This is a genomic window from Vibrio sp. 99-8-1 (genome assembly GCF_013114595.1).
Classification (GTDB): Bacteria; Pseudomonadota; Gammaproteobacteria; order Enterobacterales; family Vibrionaceae; genus Vibrio.
Window position 1 is genome coordinate 40,340 of record NZ_VTXE01000012.1, and the last position, 23,811, is coordinate 64,150.

General features: G+C 42.4%; 24 protein-coding genes. 16 read left to right on the top strand and 8 right to left on the bottom strand.

Annotated elements, in window-relative coordinates; all coding sequences use genetic code 11:
• Positions 1–4 precede the first annotated feature (4 nt).
• Positions 5–1,264 carry a malic enzyme-like NAD(P)-binding protein gene (locus F0227_RS08450; RefSeq protein ID WP_171752754.1) on the bottom strand — a complete coding sequence of 420 codons (1,260 nt, stop codon included), beginning with the start codon at positions 1,262–1,264 and terminating at the stop codon, positions 5–7.
• 231 nt (positions 1,265–1,495) lie between these two features.
• On the bottom strand, positions 1,496–1,714 hold the full coding sequence (gene rpmE / locus F0227_RS08455) for a 50S ribosomal protein L31 (protein ID WP_171752755.1): 219 nt from the start codon (positions 1,712–1,714) through the stop codon (positions 1,496–1,498).
• Positions 1,715–2,008: 294 nt separating this feature from the next.
• Between rpmE and priA the strand changes: the two genes are divergently transcribed.
• The 7 genes from priA to rraA all read left to right on the top strand — a co-directional run bounded on the left by priA (position 2,009) and on the right by rraA (position 9,731).
• On the top strand, positions 2,009–4,210 hold the full coding sequence (gene priA / locus F0227_RS08460) for a primosomal protein N' (RefSeq protein WP_171752756.1): 2,202 nt from the start codon (positions 2,009–2,011) through the stop codon (positions 4,208–4,210).
• A 182-nt stretch (positions 4,211–4,392) separates the two neighbouring features.
• A complete protein-coding gene (gene cytR / locus F0227_RS08465) occupies positions 4,393–5,397 on the top strand; it encodes a DNA-binding transcriptional regulator CytR (RefSeq protein WP_171752757.1) in 1,005 nt (334 codons plus the stop codon).
• Between the two features lie 99 nt (positions 5,398–5,496).
• Entirely contained in the window at positions 5,497–6,033 is a 537-nt protein-coding gene (locus F0227_RS08470; protein WP_171752758.1) for an SPOR domain-containing protein, read from the top strand.
• Between the two features lie 119 nt (positions 6,034–6,152).
• A complete protein-coding gene (gene hslV / locus F0227_RS08475; protein ID WP_171752759.1) occupies positions 6,153–6,686 on the top strand; it encodes an ATP-dependent protease subunit HslV in 534 nt (177 codons plus the stop codon).
• A 16-nt stretch (positions 6,687–6,702) separates the two neighbouring features.
• A complete protein-coding gene (gene hslU / locus F0227_RS08480; protein ID WP_171752760.1) occupies positions 6,703–8,037 on the top strand; it encodes an HslU--HslV peptidase ATPase subunit in 1,335 nt (444 codons plus the stop codon).
• 146 nt (positions 8,038–8,183) lie between these two features.
• Entirely contained in the window at positions 8,184–9,101 is a 918-nt protein-coding gene (locus F0227_RS08485; RefSeq protein ID WP_171752761.1) for a 1,4-dihydroxy-2-naphthoate polyprenyltransferase, read from the top strand.
• Positions 9,102–9,179: 78 nt separating this feature from the next.
• A complete protein-coding gene (gene rraA, locus F0227_RS08490; protein ID WP_171752762.1) occupies positions 9,180–9,731 on the top strand; it encodes a ribonuclease E activity regulator RraA in 552 nt (183 codons plus the stop codon).
• A gap of 104 nt (positions 9,732–9,835) precedes the next feature.
• Here rraA and zapB read toward each other — a convergent pair whose 3' ends face one another.
• The gene (zapB, locus tag F0227_RS08495; protein ID WP_171752763.1) at positions 9,836–10,078 is read right to left on the bottom strand and encodes a cell division protein ZapB; all 243 of its coding nucleotides are present in this window, start codon (positions 10,076–10,078) and stop codon (positions 9,836–9,838) included.
• Positions 10,079–10,404: 326 nt separating this feature from the next.
• On the opposite strand from zapB, the gene glpX reads away from it, so the two are divergent.
• The 3 genes from glpX to F0227_RS08510 all read left to right on the top strand — a co-directional run bounded on the left by glpX (position 10,405) and on the right by F0227_RS08510 (position 12,747).
• Positions 10,405–11,412 carry a class II fructose-bisphosphatase gene (gene glpX, locus F0227_RS08500; protein ID WP_171752764.1) on the top strand — a complete coding sequence of 336 codons (1,008 nt, stop codon included), beginning with the start codon at positions 10,405–10,407 and terminating at the stop codon, positions 11,410–11,412.
• A 252-nt stretch (positions 11,413–11,664) separates the two neighbouring features.
• Complete coding sequence (locus F0227_RS08505; protein WP_171752765.1) at positions 11,665–12,282, top strand: metalloregulator ArsR/SmtB family transcription factor; 618 nt, start codon at positions 11,665–11,667, stop codon at positions 12,280–12,282.
• Between the two features lie 129 nt (positions 12,283–12,411).
• A complete protein-coding gene (locus tag F0227_RS08510) occupies positions 12,412–12,747 on the top strand; it encodes a DUF3135 domain-containing protein (RefSeq protein WP_171752766.1) in 336 nt (111 codons plus the stop codon).
• An 8-nt stretch (positions 12,748–12,755) separates the two neighbouring features.
• Here F0227_RS08510 and F0227_RS08515 read toward each other — a convergent pair whose 3' ends face one another.
• The gene (locus tag F0227_RS08515; RefSeq protein WP_171752767.1) at positions 12,756–13,103 is read right to left on the bottom strand and encodes a 5-carboxymethyl-2-hydroxymuconate Delta-isomerase; all 348 of its coding nucleotides are present in this window, start codon (positions 13,101–13,103) and stop codon (positions 12,756–12,758) included.
• Between the two features lie 263 nt (positions 13,104–13,366).
• Here F0227_RS08515 and tpiA point away from each other — a divergent pair, with 263 nt between their 5' ends.
• A complete protein-coding gene (gene tpiA, locus F0227_RS08520; RefSeq protein WP_171752768.1) occupies positions 13,367–14,137 on the top strand; it encodes a triose-phosphate isomerase in 771 nt (256 codons plus the stop codon).
• A 177-nt stretch (positions 14,138–14,314) separates the two neighbouring features.
• Here the strand turns inward: tpiA and pfkA are convergent, their stop codons facing one another.
• The 3 genes from pfkA to F0227_RS08535 form a co-directional block, all read right to left on the bottom strand.
• Positions 14,315–15,277, bottom strand: coding sequence for a 6-phosphofructokinase (gene pfkA, locus F0227_RS08525; protein WP_171752769.1), 963 nt, complete (start codon positions 15,275–15,277; stop codon positions 14,315–14,317).
• A 259-nt stretch (positions 15,278–15,536) separates the two neighbouring features.
• Positions 15,537–16,445 (bottom strand): CDF family cation-efflux transporter FieF, encoded by a 909-nt coding sequence (gene fieF / locus F0227_RS08530; protein ID WP_171752770.1) that lies wholly within the window; start codon positions 16,443–16,445, stop codon positions 15,537–15,539.
• Positions 16,446–16,584: 139 nt separating this feature from the next.
• On the bottom strand, positions 16,585–17,118 hold the full coding sequence (locus F0227_RS08535; protein ID WP_171752771.1) for a CpxP family protein: 534 nt from the start codon (positions 17,116–17,118) through the stop codon (positions 16,585–16,587).
• Positions 17,119–17,305: 187 nt separating this feature from the next.
• Between F0227_RS08535 and F0227_RS08540 the strand changes: the two genes are divergently transcribed.
• The 3 genes from F0227_RS08540 to trmL all read left to right on the top strand — a co-directional run bounded on the left by F0227_RS08540 (position 17,306) and on the right by trmL (position 19,983).
• Positions 17,306–17,998 carry a response regulator gene (locus F0227_RS08540; RefSeq protein WP_171752772.1) on the top strand — a complete coding sequence of 231 codons (693 nt, stop codon included), beginning with the start codon at positions 17,306–17,308 and terminating at the stop codon, positions 17,996–17,998.
• Positions 17,998–19,377, top strand: coding sequence for an envelope stress sensor histidine kinase CpxA (cpxA, locus tag F0227_RS08545; protein ID WP_171752773.1), 1,380 nt, complete (start codon positions 17,998–18,000; stop codon positions 19,375–19,377). Before F0227_RS08540 ends, cpxA begins: the two co-directional genes overlap by 1 nt.
• Positions 19,378–19,503: 126 nt before the next feature.
• Positions 19,504–19,983, top strand: coding sequence for a tRNA (uridine(34)/cytosine(34)/5-carboxymethylaminomethyluridine(34)-2'-O)-methyltransferase TrmL (gene trmL / locus F0227_RS08550; RefSeq protein ID WP_171752774.1), 480 nt, complete (start codon positions 19,504–19,506; stop codon positions 19,981–19,983).
• Between the two features lie 22 nt (positions 19,984–20,005).
• On the opposite strand, the gene F0227_RS08555 is transcribed toward trmL, so the two are convergent.
• Positions 20,006–20,539 carry an FxsA family protein gene (locus F0227_RS08555; protein ID WP_171752775.1) on the bottom strand — a complete coding sequence of 178 codons (534 nt, stop codon included), beginning with the start codon at positions 20,537–20,539 and terminating at the stop codon, positions 20,006–20,008.
• A gap of 347 nt (positions 20,540–20,886) precedes the next feature.
• On the opposite strand from F0227_RS08555, the gene aspA reads away from it, so the two are divergent.
• The gene (gene aspA, locus F0227_RS08560; RefSeq protein WP_171752776.1) at positions 20,887–22,332 is read left to right on the top strand and encodes an aspartate ammonia-lyase; all 1,446 of its coding nucleotides are present in this window, start codon (positions 20,887–20,889) and stop codon (positions 22,330–22,332) included.
• A 120-nt stretch (positions 22,333–22,452) separates the two neighbouring features.
• On the top strand, positions 22,453–23,754 hold the full coding sequence (locus F0227_RS08565; protein ID WP_171752777.1) for an anaerobic C4-dicarboxylate transporter: 1,302 nt from the start codon (positions 22,453–22,455) through the stop codon (positions 23,752–23,754).
• Positions 23,755–23,811 lie beyond the last annotated feature (57 nt).

Consider the following 23,811-nt stretch of genomic DNA (forward strand, 5'->3'; position numbering starts at 1 on the left):
CCCTTTAAAGCATATAGCCATCTGGCATATCAATTCTGGCCACACCAGAATCAACCGCCGCTTGTGCGACCGCTTTAGCCACGCGAGGAAGTAATCTAGGATCCATAGGTTTTGGTATAATGTACTCTTTACCAAACTCTAATGATGTCACTCCCGCAGCTTGTTTTACTTGCTCAGGAACGGGCTCTTTTGCCAACTGGCGGATGGCTTCAACTGCGGCAAGTTTCATTTCGATATTGATTTCACTGGCACGCACATCCAAAGCACCACGGAACAAAAACGGGAAGCAGATAACATTATTCACCTGATTAGGATAGTCAGAACGCCCCGTACCCATGATCAAATCATCACGCACACGATGAGCTAACTCTGGTTTAATTTCAGGATCAGGATTAGAACATGCAAACACTACAGGGTTATCTGCCATTAAATTTAATGCATCTTGGGGCAGCAAATCTGGACCGGATACACCTAAAAATAGATCTGCACCAGTAATTACATCTTCTAATGTTCTCTTATCCGTATTACTGGCAAACAATTTCTTATGCTCAGTTAAATCGTCTCGACGAGTATGGATAACGCCTTTACGATCAAGCATGTAGATTTTCTCACGTTGAGCTCCACACTTGATCAATAGCTCCATACAAGCCGTCGCTGCGGCGCCAGCCCCAAGACAAACAATCGTTGACTCTGATAACTCTTTACCCTGCAACTCGATAGCATTGAGCATACCCGCAGCAGTAACAATCGCAGTACCATGTTGGTCATCATGAAAAACAGGCACATCACAACGTTCAATTAAACGACGTTCAATTTCAAAACAGTCCGGTGCTTTAATATCTTCCAGGTTAATGCCACCAAATGTATCCGCAATATTCGCTACTGTTTCTACAAACTCGTCAATGGTTCGGTGTTTTACCTGAATATCGATGGAATCTAAACCAGCAAAGCGTTTAAAAAGAAGGGCTTTACCTTCCATTACTGGCTTTGAAGCCATTGGCCCTAGGTTCCCCAACCCTAAAATAGCAGTACCATTAGAGATAACCGCAACCATATTCCCTTTGGCTGTATACTTATAAACGTTATTTGCATCTTGAGCGATCTCTCGAACTGGCTCAGCGACGCCAGGGCTATATGCTAATGCAAGATCTTCAACAGAGTCAGCCGGCTTAGTTAGCTCGACTGAGATTTTTCCTGCAACAGGATGAGAGTGATAACGGAGTGCTTTTTGACGAAATTCTTCTTGTTGATTGTCATCAGACATAGTGTACTTTTCCAAAGAGAGTAAAACTGAATAGTAAGAATATAGATTTTATTACACTTTTATAAAAAAGCGCGATTATTATTGAGAAAAAATATCAATCTCAACAATAACACTGACTACCATGAGAAAATCTATCTAACGAACACACAAAACGAGTCACAACGGTAGCTAAAGATCGAAAAAAGGACGCCTAAGCGTCCTTTTCTAAATTCGGGAATAATACTTAAAGTATTACTTCTTGCTTGATAGCGCACCGAAACGTTTGTTGAAGCGATCAACACGACCACCAGTATCAACGATACGTTGCTTACCAGTGTAGAATGGGTGGCACTTATCACATACGTCTAGGTGGATAGAATCTTTACCTAGAGTAGAGTTAAATTCGAAAGAGTTGCCGCAAGAACAAGTTGCGTTAACTGCTTTATATTCAGGATGGATACCTGTTTTCATGGGAAAACCTCATATATAGGCCGTGTCGCTATCCGATTCTAAGCCGGACACCACACGTGTGTTCAAAAGTAAAAAGCATAGCAATGCTACACCATTAAGGCGCAGTATATTAATGAATAGCTTAGTTCGGATCAACCTATTTGAGTTTTTTTTCATCAAATAACTTCGCTTCTAAACAATAAAGTGAGTCATGTTCAGAGCCACCACCACGATCATTTATACTCCGTCTCGTAATTCAACGCAGCTTCCACTACACTGTCCTCTCCAATTTTAGCCTTAATTTTACTGAAGTTTATGCGTCCAACTATCGCTCAAGTCTCTCTGCCTGTTCCGCTGGATAAACAGTTTGATTACAAGATTCAAGCCGACCAGTTTCCTGTTATTGGGGGAAGAGTCTCTGTTCCTTTCGGAAGGCAGACCCTTGTCGGCATTGTGACAGCCATGGTTAATCATTCAGAATATTCAGATCAGCAGCTAAAATCCATTAAGCAGGTATTGGACTTAGAACCTGTGTGGCCCAATTCACTATATGAACTGCTTATTTGGTGTAGCCAGTTTTATCAGTACCCTCTTGGAGAGTCACTGGCAAATGCTCTACCCAGTGCACTGCGAAAAGGAAAGCCGGCCAGCTTTGCTAATGTCGTCAACTGGAAGATAACAGAGCAAGGAAAAAATCAGTTAATGTCAGGCTTTGGACGAGCAGTAAAACAAGCCAAAGTGATGCATTTGCTAGAACATGAAGCGGTGTCTCACCAACAAATGTTGGACCAAGAGATTCCCAGTAGTGTACTTAAAAAGCTCGAAGAGAAAGGCTGGATTCAGTCGTATGAAAAGCAAGCGGCAAAGAATAACTGGTCACAAACTCTTGCCCTGCCAGAGTCACCATTAAAGCTGAATGAAGAACAAGCCATTGCCATAGCGACGGTGAACAGCAATAGAAACTTTGGCTGTTATTTGTTAGATGGGGTCACCGGTTCTGGAAAAACCGAAGTCTATTTAAATCTCATTAAGTCTGCACTAGAGAATGGCAAACAAGCGCTTGTTCTCGTGCCTGAGATAGGCTTAACGCCTCAAACCATTAGTCGCTTCAAGAAGCGGTTTAATGTTCCTGTAGAAGTTGTCCATTCTGGCTTAAATGATACCGAACGACTTAACGCTTGGCTGTCAGCTAAAGAGAATCAAGCAGGCATTGTTATCGGTACTCGCTCGGCGTTATTTACCCCCTTCTCTTCACTCGGCATTATTATTGTTGATGAAGAGCATGATACCTCGTACAAGCAACAAGATTCTCTTCGATACCATGCTCGTGATGTCGCCATTATGAGGGCGCATAAAGAGAATATTCCTATTGTTCTTGGCTCTGCAACTCCGGCCCTAGAGTCTTTACACAATGCATTGACAGGAAAATACAGCCACTTAACGTTAACAAAAAGAGCCGGCAGTGCCGTCCCCGCGACGCATAAAATACTCGACGTAAAAGGACTGTTTTTAGAAAGTGGTTTATCTGCTCCTTTAATCGCGGAAATGCGCAAACACCTTGATGCGGGCAATCAAGTCATGCTGTTTCTTAACCGACGAGGCTTCTCTCCGGCGTTGATGTGCCATGACTGCGGTTGGATAGCCGACTGCCAGCGATGTGATGCTTACTATACCTATCACCACAATAGTCAGGAGATACGTTGTCATCATTGTGGTTCACAACGTCCAGTGATCTATCAATGTCAGCAGTGTCACTCTAACCATTTAGTTACCATGGGTGTAGGTACCGAACAGCTGGAAACTCAGCTCACATCTCTGTTTCCGGAATACAAAACCATTCGCATTGATAGAGACAGCACCCGAAGAAAAGGTAGCCTAGAACAAGCGCTGCAATCGATAAAAGACAAAGAGTTTCAGATACTGATTGGGACGCAAATGCTCGCCAAAGGACACCACTTCCCTGATGTGACTTTAGTTGGCTTATTGGACGTAGATGGTTCTCTCTACAGCAGTGACTTTAGAGCCTCTGAGCGATTAGCCCAGCTGTTTGTTCAGGTTTCAGGACGAGCAGGAAGGGCCAGTAAACCTGGCGAAGTGGTTTTACAAACCCATCACCCAGAGCATCCGTTGCTGCAAGCTTTACTGCACAAAGATTATAGCCATTTTGCGCATTCAGCATTAGCAGAGCGACAACAAGCACATCTGCCCCCTTTTACTTACCTCACTCTGTTTAGAGCAGAGGCAAGCCAAGCAGAAAAAGTTGAAGAGTTTCTTCGGCAAGTACGCCACACACTTGAAGTCAATCCGCTATTCTCTCAACAGGTAATGGTGCTTGGGCCAACGCCTGCGCCAATGGCAAAAAGAGCAGGAAAATCACGTTGGCAGCTACTTTTGCAAGCCAGCGATAGAAAGACCATGCAGAAACTGCTGTTTAGTGCCAAGAGTGCGATTCAACTGCTGCCTTTGTCGAAAAAAGTGCGCTGGTCGTTAGATATTGAGCCTCAAGATTTAAGCTAATCTGAAGCAAAATAGCATCTCTCCAATTATTAAATGCATTTACGAGACAGCCATCACACATCCAATGCAAATTTTGTTACATTACCCGTAATTCGAATCTAGTTAAATCAATAAACTAGTTCAATAAACCGGATCGATAAGAGTGAATAATAGATCCACTTTTTTACAAGAGGTTACTTTTTATGGCGACAATGAAGGATGTTGCCCAGCTAGCAGGGGTCTCGACCGCCACTGTATCTAGAGCACTAATGAACCCTGAGAAAGTTTCATCTTCTACTCGTAAACGGGTGGAAGACGCTGTTTTGGAAGCTGGCTATTCCCCAAATTCTCTGGCACGAAACCTGAGAAGAAACGAATCAAAAACAATTGTTACCATTGTTCCTGATATCTGCGATCCTTATTTTGCTGAGATTATTCGCGGCATTGAAGATGCAGCAATGGAGAATGGTTACCTAATTTTATTAGGGGATAGCGGCCAACAACGCAAGCGAGAAAGTTCGTTTATCAACTTAGTATTTACTAAGCAAGCAGACGGCATGCTGCTACTGGGGGCTGACTTACCGTTTGATGTCAGTAAACCAGAGCAGAAAAACCTTCCTCCTCTGGTAATGGCGTGTGAATATGCTCCAGAGCTTGAACTACCAACCGTTCATATTGATAACCTAACGTCGGCATTCGAAGCCGTTAACTATTTGACTCAAATGGGTCATAAACGGATTGCTCAAATCTCCGGCCCAGAAAAAGCAGCGCTGTGTGAGTTTCGACATCAAGGTTACCAGCAGGCACTTCGTCGTGCAGGCATCACTATGAATGCCTCGTACTCCATTGCCAGCGACTTTACCTTCCAAGGTGGAGCCAAAGCACTGAGACAATTGCTCGCCTTACGTGAACCGCCAACAGCCATTTTCTGTCATAACGACATGATGGCTATCGGATCGATTCAAGAAGCGAAGAAATTAGGCTTACGCGTTCCACAAGACATCTCCATCGTCGGTTTTGATGATATTGAGTTTTCTCAATACTGCGATCCTCCTTTAACCACCATCTCACAACCTAGATACGAAATTGGCCGTCAAGCAATGTTAATGATGCTAGAACTGCTTAAAGGGAGAGATGTCAGAGCGGGCTCTCGTTTATTAGAGACACAGTTAATTATTCGTAATAGCGCAGCGCCACCTCGCATCTAACGGTAGATACCCAGTAATGCATTTAAGTAGATTAATTGTGTTCTCAGTGCATTCTGGATTACCATACCATTTGTTATCACACCCCAATGAAGTAGAAACGTGGCGAATAGAGATTATGTAAGACGTGGGCAGGGACAAAAGAAAAAACCGGCCCGAAAAAAAACCTCCGGCACTCCTTGGAAAGCCGGTATTCTCGCATTGGTTCTTGCGGGAGGGTTTGGCTACGGACTCTATTTATTGAATAATGATCCCGAACCACCAACACCCGCTCCAAGTGTGAAAAAGGCCAGCAAACCTGTTAAGAAAAAAGCGCTACCTCCTCTTCCAGAAGAGAAATGGGAATATGTGAAGTCTTTACCCAATAAAGAAGTAAAGGTTGAAGCTAAAGAACAAGTTATCTCTGAAATTCCTTATATAATGCAGTGCGGCGCCTTTAAAACTCTGCAGCAAGCGGAAGAACGAAAGGTCAATATTGCTTTTCAGGGCATAACCAGCAAAATCCGTAAAAAAGAGGGCAGTAGCTGGTACCGAGTAGTATTAGGTCCATATACGCTAAAGCGCGAAGCAGAAAAAGATCGTCATAAACTGCAGAAGGCCAAAATAGAGCCTTGCGCGATTTGGAAAGAGTCCCAGTAATTTTCTCCTATTTAAGTAGAGATGAGATCCGCTAAAGATCTCATCTTTACCTTGAAAACTCCCCCAACTATCCTCATATATTCTTCAACTCACTAGTTAAATATGAAGAGGCTAATCTCGTGACTACTATCGTATCAGTACGCCGCAATAATAAAGTTGTTATTGCCGGTGATGGGCAAGTATCTCTTGGCAACACAGTAATGAAAGGGAACGCCAAAAAAGTACGTCGCTTATATAACAACAAAGTACTAGCAGGGTTTGCTGGCGGAACAGCAGACGCATTTACTCTTTTTGAGCGCTTTGAGAGCAAACTTCAAATGCATCAAGGCCACTTGACCAAAGCTGCCGTTGAACTGGCAAAAGATTGGCGTAGTGATAGAGCACTTCGAAAACTAGAAGCCATTTTAGCCGTAGCCGATGAAACGGCCTCTTTGATAATCACGGGTAACGGTGACGTGGTCCAACCAGAAAACGATTTAATCGCCATAGGTTCTGGTGGCAATTTTGCTCAAGCAGCCGCAACAGCTCTGCTAGAAAACACCGAATTAGACGCTCGTGAAATAGCAGAAAAGTCACTCAAAATTGCGGGTGATATTTGCGTGTTCACTAATCATCACCATACGATTGAAGAGCTAGAAGTCACGGCCGAATAAGAATTGAGGAAATAGCATGTCTGAAATGACTCCTCGTGAAATAGTTCACGAATTAAATCGCCATATTATTGGCCAAGATAAAGCCAAACGTTCTGTTGCCATTGCGCTAAGAAACCGCTGGCGCCGTATGCAGCTTGACGAAGATCTGCGTGCTGAAGTAACCCCTAAAAATATTTTAATGATAGGTCCAACAGGCGTCGGTAAAACAGAAATTGCTCGCCGACTTGCAAAGCTCGCTAATGCGCCATTTATTAAAGTAGAAGCGACTAAATTTACTGAAGTTGGTTATGTTGGCAAAGAAGTTGAAACCATCATTCGCGACTTAACAGACGTTGCCGCTAAGATGACTCACCAGCAAGCGGTTCAAAAAGTGCAATTTCGCGCACAAGAACAAGCTGAAGAACGAGTACTTGATGCTTTATTGCCACCACCTCGTGACGCATGGGGACAAAACGAGCAACCCGCGGAAGACAACTCCAATACTCGTCAAATTTTCCGTAAAAAACTGCGAGAAGGAAAACTCGACGACAAAGAGATCGAGATTGACGTTGCAGCCCCGCAAATGGGTGTCGAAATCATGGCTCCTCCTGGCATGGAAGAGATGACCAACCAACTTCAAGGCATGTTCCAAAACCTTGCGGGAGATACAAAGAAAAACCGCAAGATGAAGATCAAGGATGCCTTTAAAGCGTTAACAGAAGAAGAAGCCGCAAAACTTGTCAATCAAGAAGAGCTTAAAGAGCAAGCTATCTATAATGTTGAGAATAACGGCATCGTTTTTGTCGATGAAATAGATAAAATCTGTAAACGTGGCGAAAGCTCTGGCCCAGATGTTTCACGCGAAGGTGTTCAACGTGATCTATTGCCGTTAATTGAAGGCAGTACCGTCTCCACTAAACACGGCATGGTAAAAACGGATCACATCCTATTTATCACCTCTGGTGCATTTCAGGTAGCCAAACCGTCAGACCTGATCCCTGAATTACAAGGTCGTCTACCCATTCGTGTCGAGCTTGAAGCATTAACTAGTCACGACTTTAAACGCATACTAACTGAACCTAGAGCGTCATTGACGGAACAGTATATCGCCCTAATGAAAACCGAAGAGGTCGATATTTCTTTCTCTGAAGATGGCATAACCCAAATTGCAGAAGCCGCATGGCAAGTCAATGAAACGACCGAAAACATCGGTGCTCGTCGTTTACATACTGTAATGGAGCGATTAATGGATGAAATATCCTTTGATGCTACTGACAACCCAGGTAAGCAGTTAGTTATCGATAAAGAATATGTCGACAGTCGTCTTGGTGAGTTCATCGAAGACGAAGATCTAAGCCGCTTTATCCTGTAATTTGTCAGATAAATTACTTTAGCTGCTTTAAAAACTGGTATTTTTTATAGCATTGCAAGAGAAAGTCCACCTGAGCGATTCAGGTGGGCTTTTTATTATCTGTACAATTGATATACTTCGAACATTAATTTGAGGTAACAATGTAAATGAAGCAGTCAATAGCAATATGGCTTGATGCCGCTAGGCCAAAAACTTTGCCCCTAGCACTCGTCTCAATAACCACTGGTAGCAGTTTAGCCTACGCCAATGGTCATTTTTCCTTTGCTATCACTGCACTTGCATTACTAACCGCCATTTTTTTACAAATACTGTCCAATCTCGCCAACGATTTTGGCGACACGCTCAAAGGCACAGATAACGAACAACGCTTAGGCCCTACCCGAGCAATGCAATCTGGTGCAGTATCCACGCAAGAGATGAAAAAAGCCATTATAATCAATATCGTTTTGACCATAATTTCTGGCTTAGCACTTGTTCTCTACTCTTTAGACAGTTTCTCTAACATTCTCACCTTTATCGGTTTAGGCTTACTCGCGATTTTAAGCTCGATTGCTTATACCATGGGCAGCAAACCGTATGGTTATGTCGGATTAGGTGATCTATCAGTATTTATCTTCTTTGGTTTATTAGGTGTCGGTGGCACATTCTTCTTGCATACTGGTGCGGTAAACTTAGACATATTAATTCCTGCGATTGGCTGTGGGTTACTGGCGGTTGCAGTATTAAATATCAATAACATGCGTGACATTGAAAATGATGAGGCTTGTGGAAAAAGAACCGTGGCCGTTCGACTCGGTCAGCAGTCCGCTAAGTATTATCACATCGTATTAATTGGTGTCGCTTTTTGCTCTTTTGTCTATTACCTTTACACGCACAGCACCACCATCTGGATCATCGTTCCTTTCTTTTTATCCGCAATAACGCTGTTTAAACATGGCCGAGAAGTACTTGAGTCAAGCTCACCACTACTGATCGCCCCAATGATGCCGACAATAGTTAAATGCGCCTCGATTACTAACATTCTGTTTTCTCTGATAGTTGTGGCACAAACTCTTACGAGATAATTGAGCCTCGTCATTGCAAAGACATTATCAACAGATATACTTCTAAAGATATTAACTAAATAAATGAAGATGATGCGTATGGAATATAATACTTCTGCCCTGTGCGATATTTACCTAGATCAGGTTGACGTTGTGGAACCAATGTTCAGTAACTTTGGTGGGTGCGCTTCATTCGCAGGTCAAATCACCACAGTTAAGTGTTTTGAAGATAATGGCCTTATTCGTACAGTACTTGAAGAAGACGGTAATGGGCGAATCTTACTTGTAGACGGTGGTGGCTCACTCCGCAAAGCGCTCATTGATGCTGAATTAGCTGCGCTTGCTGAAGAGAATGAGTGGGAAGGTATGGTCATTTATGGTTGTATCCGCGAAGTCGACGAACTTGAAGACATGAGTATCGGTATTCAGGCATTAGCCTCTATTCCTGTTGGCGCGAGTAAAAATGATATTGGTGACATTGATGTGCCAGTCAATTTTGGCGGCGTCACATTCTTACCTGAAGATTACGTTTATGCAGATAACACCGGCATTATCTTGTCACAAGAGCCTCTTGAAACTCAGTTGGATAGCACTGATGAAGACGAAGATGATGAGGACGATTTTGATACGATAATGGATGACGACCAGTAAGTTATCTCTTATTTACAACGAAAAAAAGCCATTGAGTCGCTGATCGAATTCAATGGCTTTTTTGTATTTAGACTGAGTCAAGTAACCTTAAAATGAACTAGAAATTACTCCACATCTTCCATTTTACCAAGCAGCGTTCTTATCCGCTCTTGCCACGCGTCATGCTCTACTTGCATCTGCTGGTTTTGTTGCTCTAATTCTGCTTTTTCAGCTTTCACCGAATCCACTTCTTCACCAATTTGTTGGTTGGTTTGTTTTAACTCTTCAACTTCCATTTGAAGCAAGGTAATAGTATCTACCGCAGTTTGAATTTTCGCTTCAAGTTGTTCCAATACATCTAAAGACATTTTCGCTTACCTTAAATAATTCTGTATCGCTTATTCTACTCAGACCTCGCTCAATAGGCATATACTATCTGATAAAAAATGTGTCAGATGCTCAAATTTAACTCGATTATTTACAATTCCATGATGAAACAACTGATCAGCATACCGTTAACAAGCTCCACAAGGGTAACTATTGGCTTTGTTGTAAACACACAAGTTAATCAAATAATGTCTAACTAGAACAGCTTGTACTAAGCCATTTTGCACATCAAACAAAAGCAAACGTTTACTAATTTGTGTGATAAAATCCCGCCAAAATTTTCCTATACAATTTAATTGGAGCGAATATGAAACGCGATTTAGCAATGGCATTTTCTCGAGTAACTGAGGGTGCTGCACTTGCTGGCTATAAGTGGCTGGGACGAGGAGACAAAAACGCGGCGGATGGTGCTGCCGTTGAAGTAATGCGTAGCTTGCTAAATAAAACCGAAATCGATGGCGAGATCGTCATTGGTGAAGGCGAAATTGATGATGCCCCAATGCTATATATTGGCGAGCAAGTTGGCGTCGGTGGCGACAGCGTTGATATTGCAGTAGATCCTATTGAAGGGACCCGTATGACAGCAATGGGACAAGCCAACGCACTGGCTGTTCTTGCTGCTGGAGAAAAAGGGAGTTTTCTAAAAGCGCCTGACATGTATATGGAAAAGCTTGTTGTCGGTCCTCAGGCAAAAGGATGTATCGACTTAAACAAGCCGTTGGCTGAGAATTTAGAAAACATCGCCAAAGCGTTAAATAAAACGCTGGATACACTTGTTGTTATTACTTTAGCAAAGCCTAGACATGACCAAACTATTATTGAAATGCAAAAAATGGGGGTACGTGTTTTTGCTGTTCCAGATGGCGATGTTGCAGCGTCTATTCTTACCTGTATGCCAGATAGCGAAGTCGACGTGATGTATTGTATTGGTGGCGCACCAGAAGGCGTTGTCTCCGCTGCTGTAATTCGTGCGCTTGATGGTGACATGCACGGAAGACTTCTACCTCGTCATGAGGTAAAAGGTGACACTGAAGAGAATCGTCGCCATGGCGAGCTAGAACTCACTCGCTGCAAAGAGATGGGCGTGACGGCTGGTATTGTATTAACCATGAATGATATGGCACGTAGTGATAATGTTGTCTTCTCTGCCACAGGCATTACCAAAGGGGATCTGCTAGAAGGTATTACTCGTAACGGTAACATTGCCACAACCGAGACACTGCTTATTCGCGGCCGCTGCCGAACGATTCGCCGTATTAAGTCTATCCACTACCTTGAGCGAAAAGACCAAGAAGAGAGAGCGTTTATTCTTTAGATCGCCTTTACTCTCAATCAACTACATTGAATAACCGAAAAAAGCACGCCTATGTCGTGCTTTTTCATTTCGATTAATCAAGCATTTGCTTTATAAATTACTTTCTTCATAATATGTATTAACCTTGAAAGGGAATCCATTTCTTCGATTATCTTTCTTGAACTGAACCTGTTGATGCCGTTCTGAATCCTGCATCTTGAGGTCACTTGAGTATATGCTTGCTAACTTGTCTTATTGTTGATTAGGGTAAAAATGAAAACCGCAGATGTAATTCTAGAAAAACTGAAAAGAGACGGTTCAGTTACAGCAAAACAGCTCGCTGAAGATCTTAACATGACCAGCATGGGTGCAAGACAACACCTACAAGCTCTAAATGATGCAGGTTTGGTGGAGTTTTACGATGTTAAAGTGAAAGTAGGACGACCCACACGAAACTGGAAGTTAACCAATAAAGCACACAACCAATTCTCGGATCGACATAACGAACTCTCTATTCAGGTGATTGAAGCGGTGGGCACACTATTTGGTCAGGAAGGCATTAATCAGGTTGCCTTAGAGCGTGAAAAACAGATGCTATCCCGTTATCAAAACGAATTAGAATCTATTGATAATCTAACCGATAAAATCAGTAAACTTGTTTCGCTTAGAGAATCTGACGGCTACATGGCAGAAATGCAAATCACCGCTGAAGGGACATTGCTGATCGAAAATCACTGCCCAATATGCAAAGCAGCTACGTCTTGCCCAACATTATGTCAATCCGAACTCAATGTTTTTCAATCACTTTTTGGCGACGACGTTCATATAGAACGAACCGAACACATCATTAATGATGAGCGCCGCTGCGTCTATCTAATCACCCAAAACTGATATTTTTCTTTCCTATCTCTTGTTATTCATCCAAATCTGATAAACAGCCTGACCAATCAAAATTTCACCTTATTGGCCTTTATTGACTAAACTGTAGTTAACGGCCAGCTTGTATGTAAGGAGAGCTTTATGGAGAATAGTGCTGTTTATGACCCAGAGTTACCATCATTTGACGAGTTGGTTGACCTAGCAGAGAATGATCCGCAAGAGTTCGACAGATTCAAGTTGGAGCTGTGTGAGCAAGTGATTACTATCGCATCGGTAGAGATGCAACCAAGGTTACGAGCCCAACAAAGCCATATAGATCGTGTCATTAAACGCTGTAAAAACCCCTATCAAACCAACATGGTATTAGCGCAAGAGCTCAGCGCTCAAATGGGAAAATTTAAAGTCGCTTTAGAAGGGGATCTTGATAGTGTACAGAGCGCAGAGATCATTCCTTTTTCTCCACGACAAACACAATGATCATCAAGTTATAAAACGACTTTTTGGAAGGTGCTTCTATCCATATCTCGTATATTTACCGATAAACTTTTTACACCGCTAGCCTGTTCAGTAAGTACGGCCATTAAGTTTGCTGACAGTTGCTGCTTTTGCTCTTGCGTTCGACCATCTAGCAGCTCAAACGTAATATGGATAAAATCTTCACTATCGCTTAGCTCACCTATCAACCAATGATGACAACGGAGAGCACGAGATTTAACGTCAATGGCTTGAAACAGATCACTATCAATAGCAACCTGATGTAAGTCTTCTAACAGTCCCTGAATATTCACTCGTTCATCTACAGAATTGGTGTACTCTAATACTAAGTTTGGCATTAAGTCGTCCTTTCACCTTTTGTCTCTCTATTGAAACTAGGATTTTAAAATTAATTAACATTTAAGATACATTAAACATCGCATCCTCTGTAAAATTAGCTATCATTTTGTTTGCTAGATCACTCTCAACCATTTTTACTCCATTCTGTTGTCGGAAAGATCCGCAAAAGACATGATTAGAGTCATGATCTAGCAACCGTTATCTGTTATATTCTTTCGTAATCTTGTTTTATTTTTACATTAATTATTTTGGAGATATCCTTATGCGTCATCCTGTAGTTATGGGTAACTGGAAACTAAACGGCAGCAAAACAATGGTCACTGAGCTGCTAAATGGACTTAACGCTGCACTTGAAGGCGTAACTGGAGTTGACGTAGCAGTAGCTCCACCTGCACTTTATATCGATCTTGCTGAGCGTCTAATCAAAGAAGGCGGCAACAAAATTATTCTTGGTGCTCAAAACAGTGACGTAAACAACAGCGGTGCTTACACTGGTGATATGTCTCCTGAAATGCTTAAAGATTTCTCTGCATCACACATCATTATTGGTCACTCTGAGCGTCGTGAGTACCATGAAGAATCCGATGAGTTCGTAGCTAAGAAATTTGCATTTCTAAAAGAAAACGGCCTAACACCAGTACTTTGTATTGGTGAGTCAGAAGCACAAAACGAAGCTGGCGAAACGGTAGCAGTATGTGCTCGTCAACTTGATGCTGTAATTAAAACACAAGGTGTTGAAGCATTAAACGGTGCTATCGTAGCGTATGAGCCAATCTGGGCTATCGGTACTGGTAAAGCAGCAACAGCTGAACAAGCACAAAACATCCATGCAGCTATTCGTGCACACATTGCTGAATCAAGTGAAGAAGTAGCGAAGAATCTTGTTATCCAATACGGCGGTTCTGTTAAAGCTGAAAATGCAGCAGAACTATTCTCAATGCCTGATATCGATGGCGCGCTAGTTGGTGGTGCAGCTCTTGATGCACAAGGTTTTGCCGCTATTGCTAAAGCAGCAGCTGAAGCAAAAGCTTAATAAACTCTGTTTATAGCATTGAACGAAAAAGTCAGCATTTGCTGACTTTTTTTATGGCTCATTCATAGTCACTCTACTCAACTTCTCGCTCTGTAGAGTGAAACTTGAAAAAGTAGACATAAAAAAACGGCAATCATCAGATTGCCGTTTTTGAATCTTTTTCCATAGTAGATTGCGTTAGAACAACTCGTCAGCCACTTGATACAGATCGGTACGAACAGGACGCTTCATATTTTCAATCGCATCAATAATGTCGTGATGTACTAGCTCTTCTTTTTGGATACCAACACAACGTCCACCATGACCTTCCATTAATAGGTGCACAGCATAGTTACCCATACGAGACGCTAAGACACGGTCAAACGCTGTAGGACGACCACCACGTTGAATATGACCAAGAACTGTCGCTCTTGTTTCTCGACCCGTTGCCTGCTCAATATCTTTGGCTAGATCGTTCGCATCCATCATCAACTCGGTTAAGGTAATAATAGCGTGCTTCTTACCTTTGGCGATGCCATTTTGTAAGCTTTCTATTAGCTCTTCCTTGCTCCATGGCTGCTCTGGCGTAATGATGTACTCACAACCACCAGCAATAGAAGACATTAGAGTAAGATCACCACAGTGACGTCCCATGATCTCAACAATAGAAATACGTTGGTGAGAAGATGACGTATCACGTAAACGGTCAATCGCATCTATAACAGTGTTCAATGCGGTTAAATAACCGATAGTATAGTCGGTTCCAGCAATATCATTATCGATAGTACCCGGAAGACCAATACATGGATAGCCCATCTCAGTTAGCTTCTTAGCTCCCATATAAGAACCATCACCACCAATAACAACCAGAGCTTCAATACCATGTTTATTAAGGTTTTCTATCGCTTTTTCACGAATAGAAACCTCTTTGAACTCAGGAAAACGGGCAGAACCTAAGAAAGTACCACCACGGTTAATCACATCAGAAACACTAGAACGGTCAAGCTTTTCAATGCGACCTTCATAAAGGCCAAGATAGCCATCATAAATGCCGTACACCTCAACACCTGCTGACAAAGCGGTACGAACAACACCGCGAACCGCAGCATTCATTCCGGGTGCATCACCCCCACTCGTCAAAACACCGATTTTTTTAATCATGCTCACCCTCGATATCAAATCAAATATAAAACTTTAAATGCCATAAATGGCGAAAATATAAAATGCGTTGTACTTGTTCATTGTTTTTCAGCTATTTCTTTTATAGTACAACACTGAAACTTTTTTACTTATGAAAGAGTATTACAATTTTGCTGAAAAACTTAGTTGATTCATATCAGAATCGAACTTACTTTCACTCTTTTGCACAAAATATAGTCAAACAATGGCTAAAATGCCCTATTTCTGTAATAAAATATCTTTACCACCCTTGTTCTAATTGCTCTTTTTCACTGCTATAAACAACAGAATATGGGTCTTGATGAATAATAATATCCGAACCGGGAAAAATCTGTTCAATGTTGCTTTCAACCTGATCCGAAATCTTATGCGCTTCAATCAGAGCGATTTCATCACTCAGTTCTAGATGGAGTTGTATAAAACGAACGGGGCCAGACATTCGAGTTCTCACTTGGTGCACCCCGAGAACGCCATCCACTTGAACGGCAACTTGACGAATTTTCTCTAGCTCTTCTTCAGGAAGTTGGCGATCAAGTAATGATTGAATCGCTTCGCTCACCATTTTGTACGCGCTGATTAAAATAAAAATACCAATTACAATGGCAAACACCGCATCGGCTTTGGTTACGCCGAAATAACTTAACCCTAGTGCGACTGCAATTGCTAAGTTCATATAGAGGTCAGTTTGATAATGCAAAGAATCGGCAGCGATAGCTTGGCTACCGGTTTTTCTAACCACGTATTTTTGAAAAATCACCAGACCAAGCGTGATAACAAAGGCAAAAATACTAACGTAGACACCAAGTTCAGGAGAGTTAAGCGGTTGAGGACGGAAGAAGCGGTCAATACCATTTAAAATGAGAAAACAAGCGGAACCGGAGATGAACATCGCCTGTGCCAATGCCGCTAGCGATTCGGCTTTACCATGACCAAATGTATGTTCTTTATCTGCGGGCTGTAAGGCATACCGAATAACAACGAGGTTAACCCCCGATGCTGCAATATCCAATACAGAATCGATCAGTGAGGCCAACAAGCTTACTGAGCCCGTTATCCACCAAATAGCAATTTTAACAATCAGTAATAAGGTCGCTACGCCAGTTGCCGTCCATGCGGCAAGAGTAACTAGTCGACGGTATTCCTTTTTCATATTCAGCTAAAATGAGTGTATTTCAAGCTGATTATAGCGGTCATTATGTGACTTGGGTATGGATTTATCATGAAATAAAATAGAAAAGAGGCAGCCCTGTGGCTGCCTCATTGATGTTGTTAACGAAAAGTCTGCAATCCTAATTTGATTGAGCACTCTTCATCTTACTCATTTTGCGCTCCATTCTTTCTGAGCATTGTTCCATTCTCTCTTGCTGAAGTTCTTTCACTTTCGCTTTTTGCTCATCCGTTAAAATGTTCATCATTTCATGGCGAGCTTGCAGCATTGCAACACGGCGTTCAGTCTGTTTCTCTACCATAGTTGCCGCAAGTTCCTGAGCTTTTTGTTGGTCAAAATCAGCGGCTAATACCAAGTCTTGTACTTCTGCTTGATACGCTTTCATTTCGGCCTGAAATTCGGCTTGATTCTCAGAAAATTTTCCACGCATCTCATCACGTTTTGCCTGACGAAGATCTTGGAACTGATCTTTCTGCTCATCGGTTAGGTCTAAATCGCGAAGCATACCTCTATCCATGCCACCACATTTACCACCAAAACCATCTCGGTCCATACCTCGGCCGCCATCTTTACCACCAAAAGCATAAGCACTAGCCGTTGCAAACATCATTGGAAGAACAGCAGCAGCGATAACGATTTTTTTAGTCTTGTTCATAATTAATTCCTTACTCAACTTATTATTCGGTGCTGTCTTCACAGCGGTTGAGTATAGAATAGGATCTGCAAGGTAAAGCAACGTATAGACAACGTAAAGAATCGTAAATAGACAAGCAGTAGCGTTTTTTCTTTGTAAGATCAACAATAGTAAACAGCAATTAGCGAATACAAAAGGTGGCTTGGTTATGAGTGCAACAAACATTTTATTGGTTGATGATGACACTGAATTAACATCATTACTAAAAGAGGTACTCACCTTTGAAGGGTTTAATGTTACCGAAGCCAATGACGGCGAAGCAGGACTTGCATCAGTGCATGAGAGTATCGACCTTATTCTATTGGATGTCATGATGCCAAAAATGAACGGCATGGACATGCTTAAAAAGCTTCGAGAGAACTGGCAGATCCCTGTACTTATGCTGACGGCAAAAGGAGAAGAGATCGACAGAGTGATCGGTTTAGAGCTCGGTGCCGATGATTACCTGCCAAAACCCTTTAGTGACCGTGAGCTTCTTGCCAGAATTAAAGCCATATTACGTCGAACTCAGCCATTAAAGTCCAATAAAACCAGCGACTATATCCAATACCAAGACATTAAGGTTTATCCAGGAAAGCAGGAAGCATTCTGCGCTGATGCGCCACTGGATCTCACCACAACAGAATTTGCGCTTTTAGCTTATTTTGTGCAACACCCCGGAGAAAGTGTCACCAAAGAGTCATTAAGCATGGAGGTATTAGGCAAAAGACTCGCTCCTTTTGACCGAGCGATTGATATGCATGTATCCAACCTGCGAAAAAAACTTCCCGAGCGTGCCAATAAAAAGCCTCGAATAAAAACCCTCAGAGGAAGAGGATATCTGTTGGTTGAGGAGGATTAATGCGCATTCCTAAAATCTCTAACCTATACGGCCGAATATTTGCTATTTTCTGGTTTACCATGTTTTTGGTTCTCATTGGCGTTCTGATCGCACAGCAGTTTGACCCAAGACAGATCCATTCCGCACCACAACGGAATATAAACAAGTTAGAGCGAATTGCCGGTTACATTACGGAAGAGTACGGAGATCGTTATTCTCTAACGGCTTCTCTGATGGAGTTAGATCGTTTTTCACGCAAAGAGAGAGGGGACGATAAGAAAAACTACTACTTAACGGATACCAATGGCGCACTAATTACGAAACATAGCCGAATGCAAAGTAAGGCCATACAAAACTTCATCACCGGTTTGGACAGCTTTGATCATCCTCAGCAACGTCTCTATGGTCGCCTATTAATTGTGGGGCCAGAACCTGTAGTTATCGCTGGTACAACCATGTTTCTCTACCTTAGCGAGAAATGGGACAACAGAACGCCGCCGTTTTTATTGCAGTTATTTGATAAACCTTTTCAGCTGCTCCTTGTGGTGATGTTCATTAGTACACCGCTACTTATGTGGCTTGCTTACGCATTAAGTAAACCCGCGAGACGTTTACAACAAGCAGCCTTACGAGTCGCCAACGGAGAGTTTGTGGTTGATCCTAAATTGGAGAAAGGCAGCTCAGAATTTAGAGAAGCTGGAGCCGCATTTAACCAGATGGTACTGGCAATTAACCAAATGATGTCAGGTCATCAGCGGTTACTTTCTGATATTTCTCATGAGCTTCGCTCCCCATTGACACGCTTACGTATGGCAAACGCACTAGCAAAAAGAAAACAAGGGGACAGTGACGAACTCACTCGAATTGATACCGAAGCAGAACGCTTAGAGAAAATGATTGGTGAGCTGTTAGAGCTGTCGAGAATGCAAATGAACAGCCATCAACAGCGCGAAGAACACAGCGCTTCAACACTATGGGCGGAACTGATTGCTGATGCTCAATTTGAAGCAGAGCAAGTAAACAAAGCGCTGGTCTATAGTGACATTCCGCAATGCAATATCACGGGAAATCCAAGCTTATTAATGAGTGCCGTAGAGAACATTGTGCGCAATGCCATTCACTATTCTCATGGCAAAATCGATGTTCAGTTCACTTTACAACAGCAAACTCTTAGCATTTGTGTTTGCGATGATGGTGATGGGGTACCTGAATCTGAATTAAGCGATATATTTAGGCCATTCTATCGAGTGTCAACCGCTAGAGATAGACACTCCGGTGGGGCAGGATTAGGGTTAGCGATAACGGAAAGCGCTGTACGCCAGCATAATGGCTCAATTAAAGCAGAAAAAAGCACTTTGGGCGGCTTAAAGGTCACGATTACACTTCCCGTCCAGCTGTAAGTATCCTGTCGTTAAAAAACTTCACTGCGGTACTGGTTTGTACCGCAGCATTCGTTATACTTTCGCCTCATTAACCAATTCGCATCATCAGTACATCCATACTGCCAACAGAGTGACCACAGATACATGTTAGACATCGCTTTATATGAACCTGAAATTGCGCCGAATACCGGTAATATTATTCGCCTATGTGCTAACTGTGGCGCTAATCTTCACCTAATCGAGCCACTAGGATTTGACTTAGAAGAGAAGAAAGTTCGCAGAGCGGGGCTAGATTATCGTGACCTTGCTAGAGTGAAAAGGCATAAAGATTTAGCGGCATTTATAGAGTATTTAACCGATCAGCGAGAAGGTGATTTTCGTTTAATTGCCTGCACAACAAAAACCACTGGCCACCATATTGATGCGAGTTATCAGGATGGCGATGTTCTACTTTTTGGCCCCGAGACGCGAGGACTGCCTGCGGAGCTTATTGAAAGTTTACCGATGGAACAGAGAATTCGAATTCCTATGATGCCTGATAGCCGTAGCCTAAACCTCTCTAACGCCGTAGCCATTATTGCGTTTGAAGCATGGCGTCAGCAAGGTTTTGAAGGTGCAATATAATCTAGAGTTTATTAGAGCCAAATTAATTTAAGCGGTTATTACCGTCATTGTTGTTTGGCTTTGTATCAGCCTCATCCTCTTTACGCTCATATTCTCCCTCGAAGGTATTGTTATCATTTTGAGTGGAGTTGAATGGATCTTGTCCAAATGGAGATTGACCAAAACCGCTCTGAGCATGAAAGCCGCCCGAAGAGATAGAATTCACTTTCACTCGCTTCATTAACTCTTTGGCAATTTTAGCTCTAGGCGCAGGAAGCAATACCAACATACCGAATGCGTCTGTCATAAAACCGGGAGTCAATAACAACACGCCGGCAACCGCCAACATTACCCCTTCAAGTATCTGCTGAGCCGGTATTTCACCTTGTTGAAGGCGACCTTGTACTGACATTAGCGTCTGAAGCCCCTGACTTCGTACCAACGATGCTCCCACAAAAGCCGTCACCAACACCAATGCCATTGTTGGCCATAACCCCAGAAATCCACCGACTTGAATAAATAGGCCAATTTCAATGACAGGAACACAAATAAACAGCAACAGTAAGATAGGAAACACAGGCACTCCAGTAGAATATTATTCACCTCATGCTATGAGGTTTTGTTAGCTTACAGCATACCCTATCAAGCGACGAATAAATAATCTAGCCTTACAGGAGCACACTAAAATATCCTACAAAAAATCGCTTATATAGAAATATGTGATATCACGTACATATAGAAAAAAAAATGACATATTATTGACAATAAAGGTGATCCATCTACTACTTTTCTAACTATAAAGAAGTATTATGCGCCTGAAGCCCGGAAGGATTAGGAGCCAAAAAATCTGTCGAATGGATTCTTTGACACAGAAATGGCCAGAAACTAAAACAATGTCAGCATAATTATCCAAAGGCTAAAATTATGACTAAAATTAAGAATCCAAAAGCAAAACCAGCAACACGTATTGAGCACGATCTACTCGGCGAACGTCATGTTCCTAACGATGCTTACTACGGTATTCACACTCTTCGAGCTATCGAAAACTTCAATATTTCCAACAACACCATTTCTGACGTACCAGAATTTGTTCGCGGCATGGTAATGACCAAAAAAGCTGCCACATTAGCAAACAAAGAGCTGAGCGTTATTCCTAGCCAAGTAGCAAATTACATCATTCAAGCGTGTGACGTTATTCTTGAAAGTGGTAAATGCATGGATCAGTTCCCTTCGGATGTATTCCAAGGTGGCGCAGGTACATCAGTCAACATGAACACTAATGAAGTAATTGCCAACGTTGCGTTAGAGTTAATGGGAAAAGAAAAAGGTCAATACGAGTTTATTAACCCAAATGACCATGTAAACAAAAGCCAGTCGACCAACTGTGCTTACCCGACAGGATTCCGCGTCGCTGTATACAACAGTATACAAAAGCTTATTGACGCCGTTGAATACCTTAAAGGGGCATTTGAACTAAAAAGCCAAGAGTTCGATAAAGTTCTGAAAATGGGCAGAACTCAGCTTCAAGACGCTGTTCCTATGACTGTAGGACAAGAGTTTAAAGCGTGGGCCGTCACCATAGACGAAGATATTCGTAACTTAAGATACACATCCAAACTATTGCTAGAAGTGAATTTAGGTGCAACCGCTATTGGTACTGGTCTAAATGCGGCTGATGGTTACCAAGTTCTTGCCGTTAAGCACCTTGCTGATGTATCAGGTTTAAAATGCGTTCCAGCGGAGAACCTGATAGAAGCAACTTCAGATTGTGGCGCTTACGTAATGGTTCATGGCTCACTAAAACGCTTAGCCGTAAAATTATCCAAGATCTGTAATGACCTTCGTTTACTTTCATCAGGACCAAGAGCTGGTTTTAACGAACTCAATTTACCAGAGCTACAGGCAGGATCTTCTATTATGCCTGCAAAAGTTAACCCTGTGGTTCCAGAAGTCGTTAACCAAGTCTGCTTTAAAGTGATGGGTAACGATACCACCATCTCTTTTGCCGCTGAAGGTGGTCAATTACAACTTAACGTAATGGAACCAGTTATTGCACAAAGCATGTTCGAATCACTCGACCTTCTTAAAAATGCTTGTATTAACCTACGTGACAAGTGTGTAGATGGCATCACAGTAAACAAAGAAGTATGTGAAGCGTTTGTGTTCAACTCTATTGGTATTGTGACCTACCTGAATCCATATATTGGCCATCACGAAGGCGATATCGTCGGCAAAATCTGCGCAGATACCGGCAAGAGTGTTCGCGAAGTAGTACTTGAACGAGGACTACTGACAGAAGATGAGCTTAACGACATTTTCTCTGTCGGCAATCTAATGAAGCCGCAATATAAAGCGAAACGCTACGATTAGCAGGGATAAGCAACGGAAAGGATTCCTCAAATTTAACAAGGGCTTACACTTTAAGCCCTTTTTTAAATCCAGTTTTTATTCTTTTACTACACATTTTAATAAAACTTTGAGGTACAACCTATGGTTATGATTCAATTATTGGTCGTTCTACTATTCATATTCTTGGGGGCAAGAATCGGTGGTATTGGTATCGGCTTTGCTGGTGGTGCAGGTGTGATCGCACTTACCATGCTACTTGGACTAGACGCTGGTAGCATACCAGTTGACGTTATTCTAATTATCATGTCAGTTATCACTGCAATCGCGGCTATGCAAGTTGCTGGTGGTATGGATTGGCTGGTTGATCTTGCTGAGCAATTTCTACGTAAAAATCCAAAACACATTACCTTTTACGCACCAATCGTTACTTACGTAATGACACTGCTTGCGGGTACAGGTCATACGGCATTCTCTACCTTGCCGGTTATCGCCGAAGTAGCAAAAGAGCAAGGAGTTCGTCCATCACGACCTCTATCTATTGCCGTTGTTGCCTCACAAATCGCGATTACAGCATCACCAATTTCAGCCGCGGTTGTTTTCTTCTCTGGGATTCTTGAGCCGCTAGGTGTTGATTACCTAACACTACTTGCGGTATGTATTCCAACAACATTCATTGCCTGTATGGTCGGTGCTTTTGTGGCCAACCTAATGGGTAAAGAACTCAAAGATGACGATGTTTATCAAGAGCGTTTAGCAAAAGGGCTAATTAAAATGAAAGGCGCAACAAAGCGTGACATTTTGCCTTCAGCTAAAACATCCGTTTACATCTTCTTAGCGGCAATCGTTGCGGTAGTCACCTACGCGACAATGATTAGTGGCACAGTAGGATTAATCGAAGAACCTACTATTGGCCGTAACCATGCCATTATGGCGCTTATGTTAACAGCGGCGACCGCCATTGTTATGATCACAAAGATTGACGCATCTCAAATCGCTAATGCTGCGACATTTAAGTCTGGTATGAGTGCTTGTGTGTGTGTTCTTGGTGTTGCATGGTTAGGTGATACCTTTGTTTCCAGCCACATTGCTGAAATCAAAGAGTTCTCTGCAAACCTTCTAGAACAGTATCCTTGGATGCTTGCGATTACTCTATTCTTTGCATCTATGCTGCTTTATTCTCAAGGCGCAACAACTACAGCGCTAATGCCAGCGGCACTTGCTATTGGTGTTGCACCACTGACTGCGGTTGCTTCTTTTGCTGCGGTAAGTGCACTGTTTGTACTACCAACATACCCTACACTGCTTGCAGCTGTTGAGATGGATGACACGGGCTCTACGCGTATTGGTAAATACGTATTTAACCACCCATTCTTCATTCCGGGTGTGGTTACTATCGCAACATCTGTTGCGCTTGGTTTTGCTTTCGGTGGTCTTATTCTGTAATAGTTAAGTCACTTTAAGGTATTCATATAAGGAGGCTCTGCCTCCTTTTTTATTTCT

Coding starts and splice junctions, on each gene's coding strand:
- fieF (WP_171752770.1), bottom strand. CDS start 16,445: ATGAAAAAGGAATACCGTCGACTAGTTACTCTTGCCGCATGGACGGCA.
- trmL (WP_171752774.1), top strand. CDS start 19,504: ATGTTAGACATCGCTTTATATGAACCTGAAATTGCGCCGAATACCGGT.
- F0227_RS08535 (WP_171752771.1), bottom strand. CDS start 17,118: ATGAACAAGACTAAAAAAATCGTTATCGCTGCTGCTGTTCTTCCAATG.
- F0227_RS08485 (WP_171752761.1), top strand. CDS start 8,184: ATGAAGCAGTCAATAGCAATATGGCTTGATGCCGCTAGGCCAAAAACT.
- hslU (WP_171752760.1), top strand. CDS start 6,703: ATGTCTGAAATGACTCCTCGTGAAATAGTTCACGAATTAAATCGCCAT.
- F0227_RS08565 (WP_171752777.1), top strand. CDS start 22,453: ATGGTTATGATTCAATTATTGGTCGTTCTACTATTCATATTCTTGGGG.
- tpiA (WP_171752768.1), top strand. CDS start 13,367: ATGCGTCATCCTGTAGTTATGGGTAACTGGAAACTAAACGGCAGCAAA.
- F0227_RS08505 (WP_171752765.1), top strand. CDS start 11,665: ATGAAAACCGCAGATGTAATTCTAGAAAAACTGAAAAGAGACGGTTCA.
- rraA (WP_171752762.1), top strand. CDS start 9,180: ATGGAATATAATACTTCTGCCCTGTGCGATATTTACCTAGATCAGGTT.
- priA (WP_171752756.1), top strand. CDS start 2,009: ATGCGTCCAACTATCGCTCAAGTCTCTCTGCCTGTTCCGCTGGATAAA.
- F0227_RS08540 (WP_171752772.1), top strand. CDS start 17,306: ATGAGTGCAACAAACATTTTATTGGTTGATGATGACACTGAATTAACA.
- glpX (WP_171752764.1), top strand. CDS start 10,405: ATGAAACGCGATTTAGCAATGGCATTTTCTCGAGTAACTGAGGGTGCT.
- cytR (WP_171752757.1), top strand. CDS start 4,393: ATGGCGACAATGAAGGATGTTGCCCAGCTAGCAGGGGTCTCGACCGCC.
- F0227_RS08515 (WP_171752767.1), bottom strand. CDS start 13,103: ATGCCAAACTTAGTATTAGAGTACACCAATTCTGTAGATGAACGAGTG.
- zapB (WP_171752763.1), bottom strand. CDS start 10,078: ATGTCTTTAGATGTATTGGAACAACTTGAAGCGAAAATTCAAACTGCG.
- rpmE (WP_171752755.1), bottom strand. CDS start 1,714: ATGAAAACAGGTATCCATCCTGAATATAAAGCAGTTAACGCAACTTGT.
- pfkA (WP_171752769.1), bottom strand. CDS start 15,277: ATGATTAAAAAAATCGGTGTTTTGACGAGTGGGGGTGATGCACCCGGA.
- F0227_RS08510 (WP_171752766.1), top strand. CDS start 12,412: ATGGAGAATAGTGCTGTTTATGACCCAGAGTTACCATCATTTGACGAG.
- F0227_RS08450 (WP_171752754.1), bottom strand. CDS start 1,264: ATGTCTGATGACAATCAACAAGAAGAATTTCGTCAAAAAGCACTCCGT.
- aspA (WP_171752776.1), top strand. CDS start 20,887: ATGACTAAAATTAAGAATCCAAAAGCAAAACCAGCAACACGTATTGAG.
- cpxA (WP_171752773.1), top strand. CDS start 17,998: ATGCGCATTCCTAAAATCTCTAACCTATACGGCCGAATATTTGCTATT.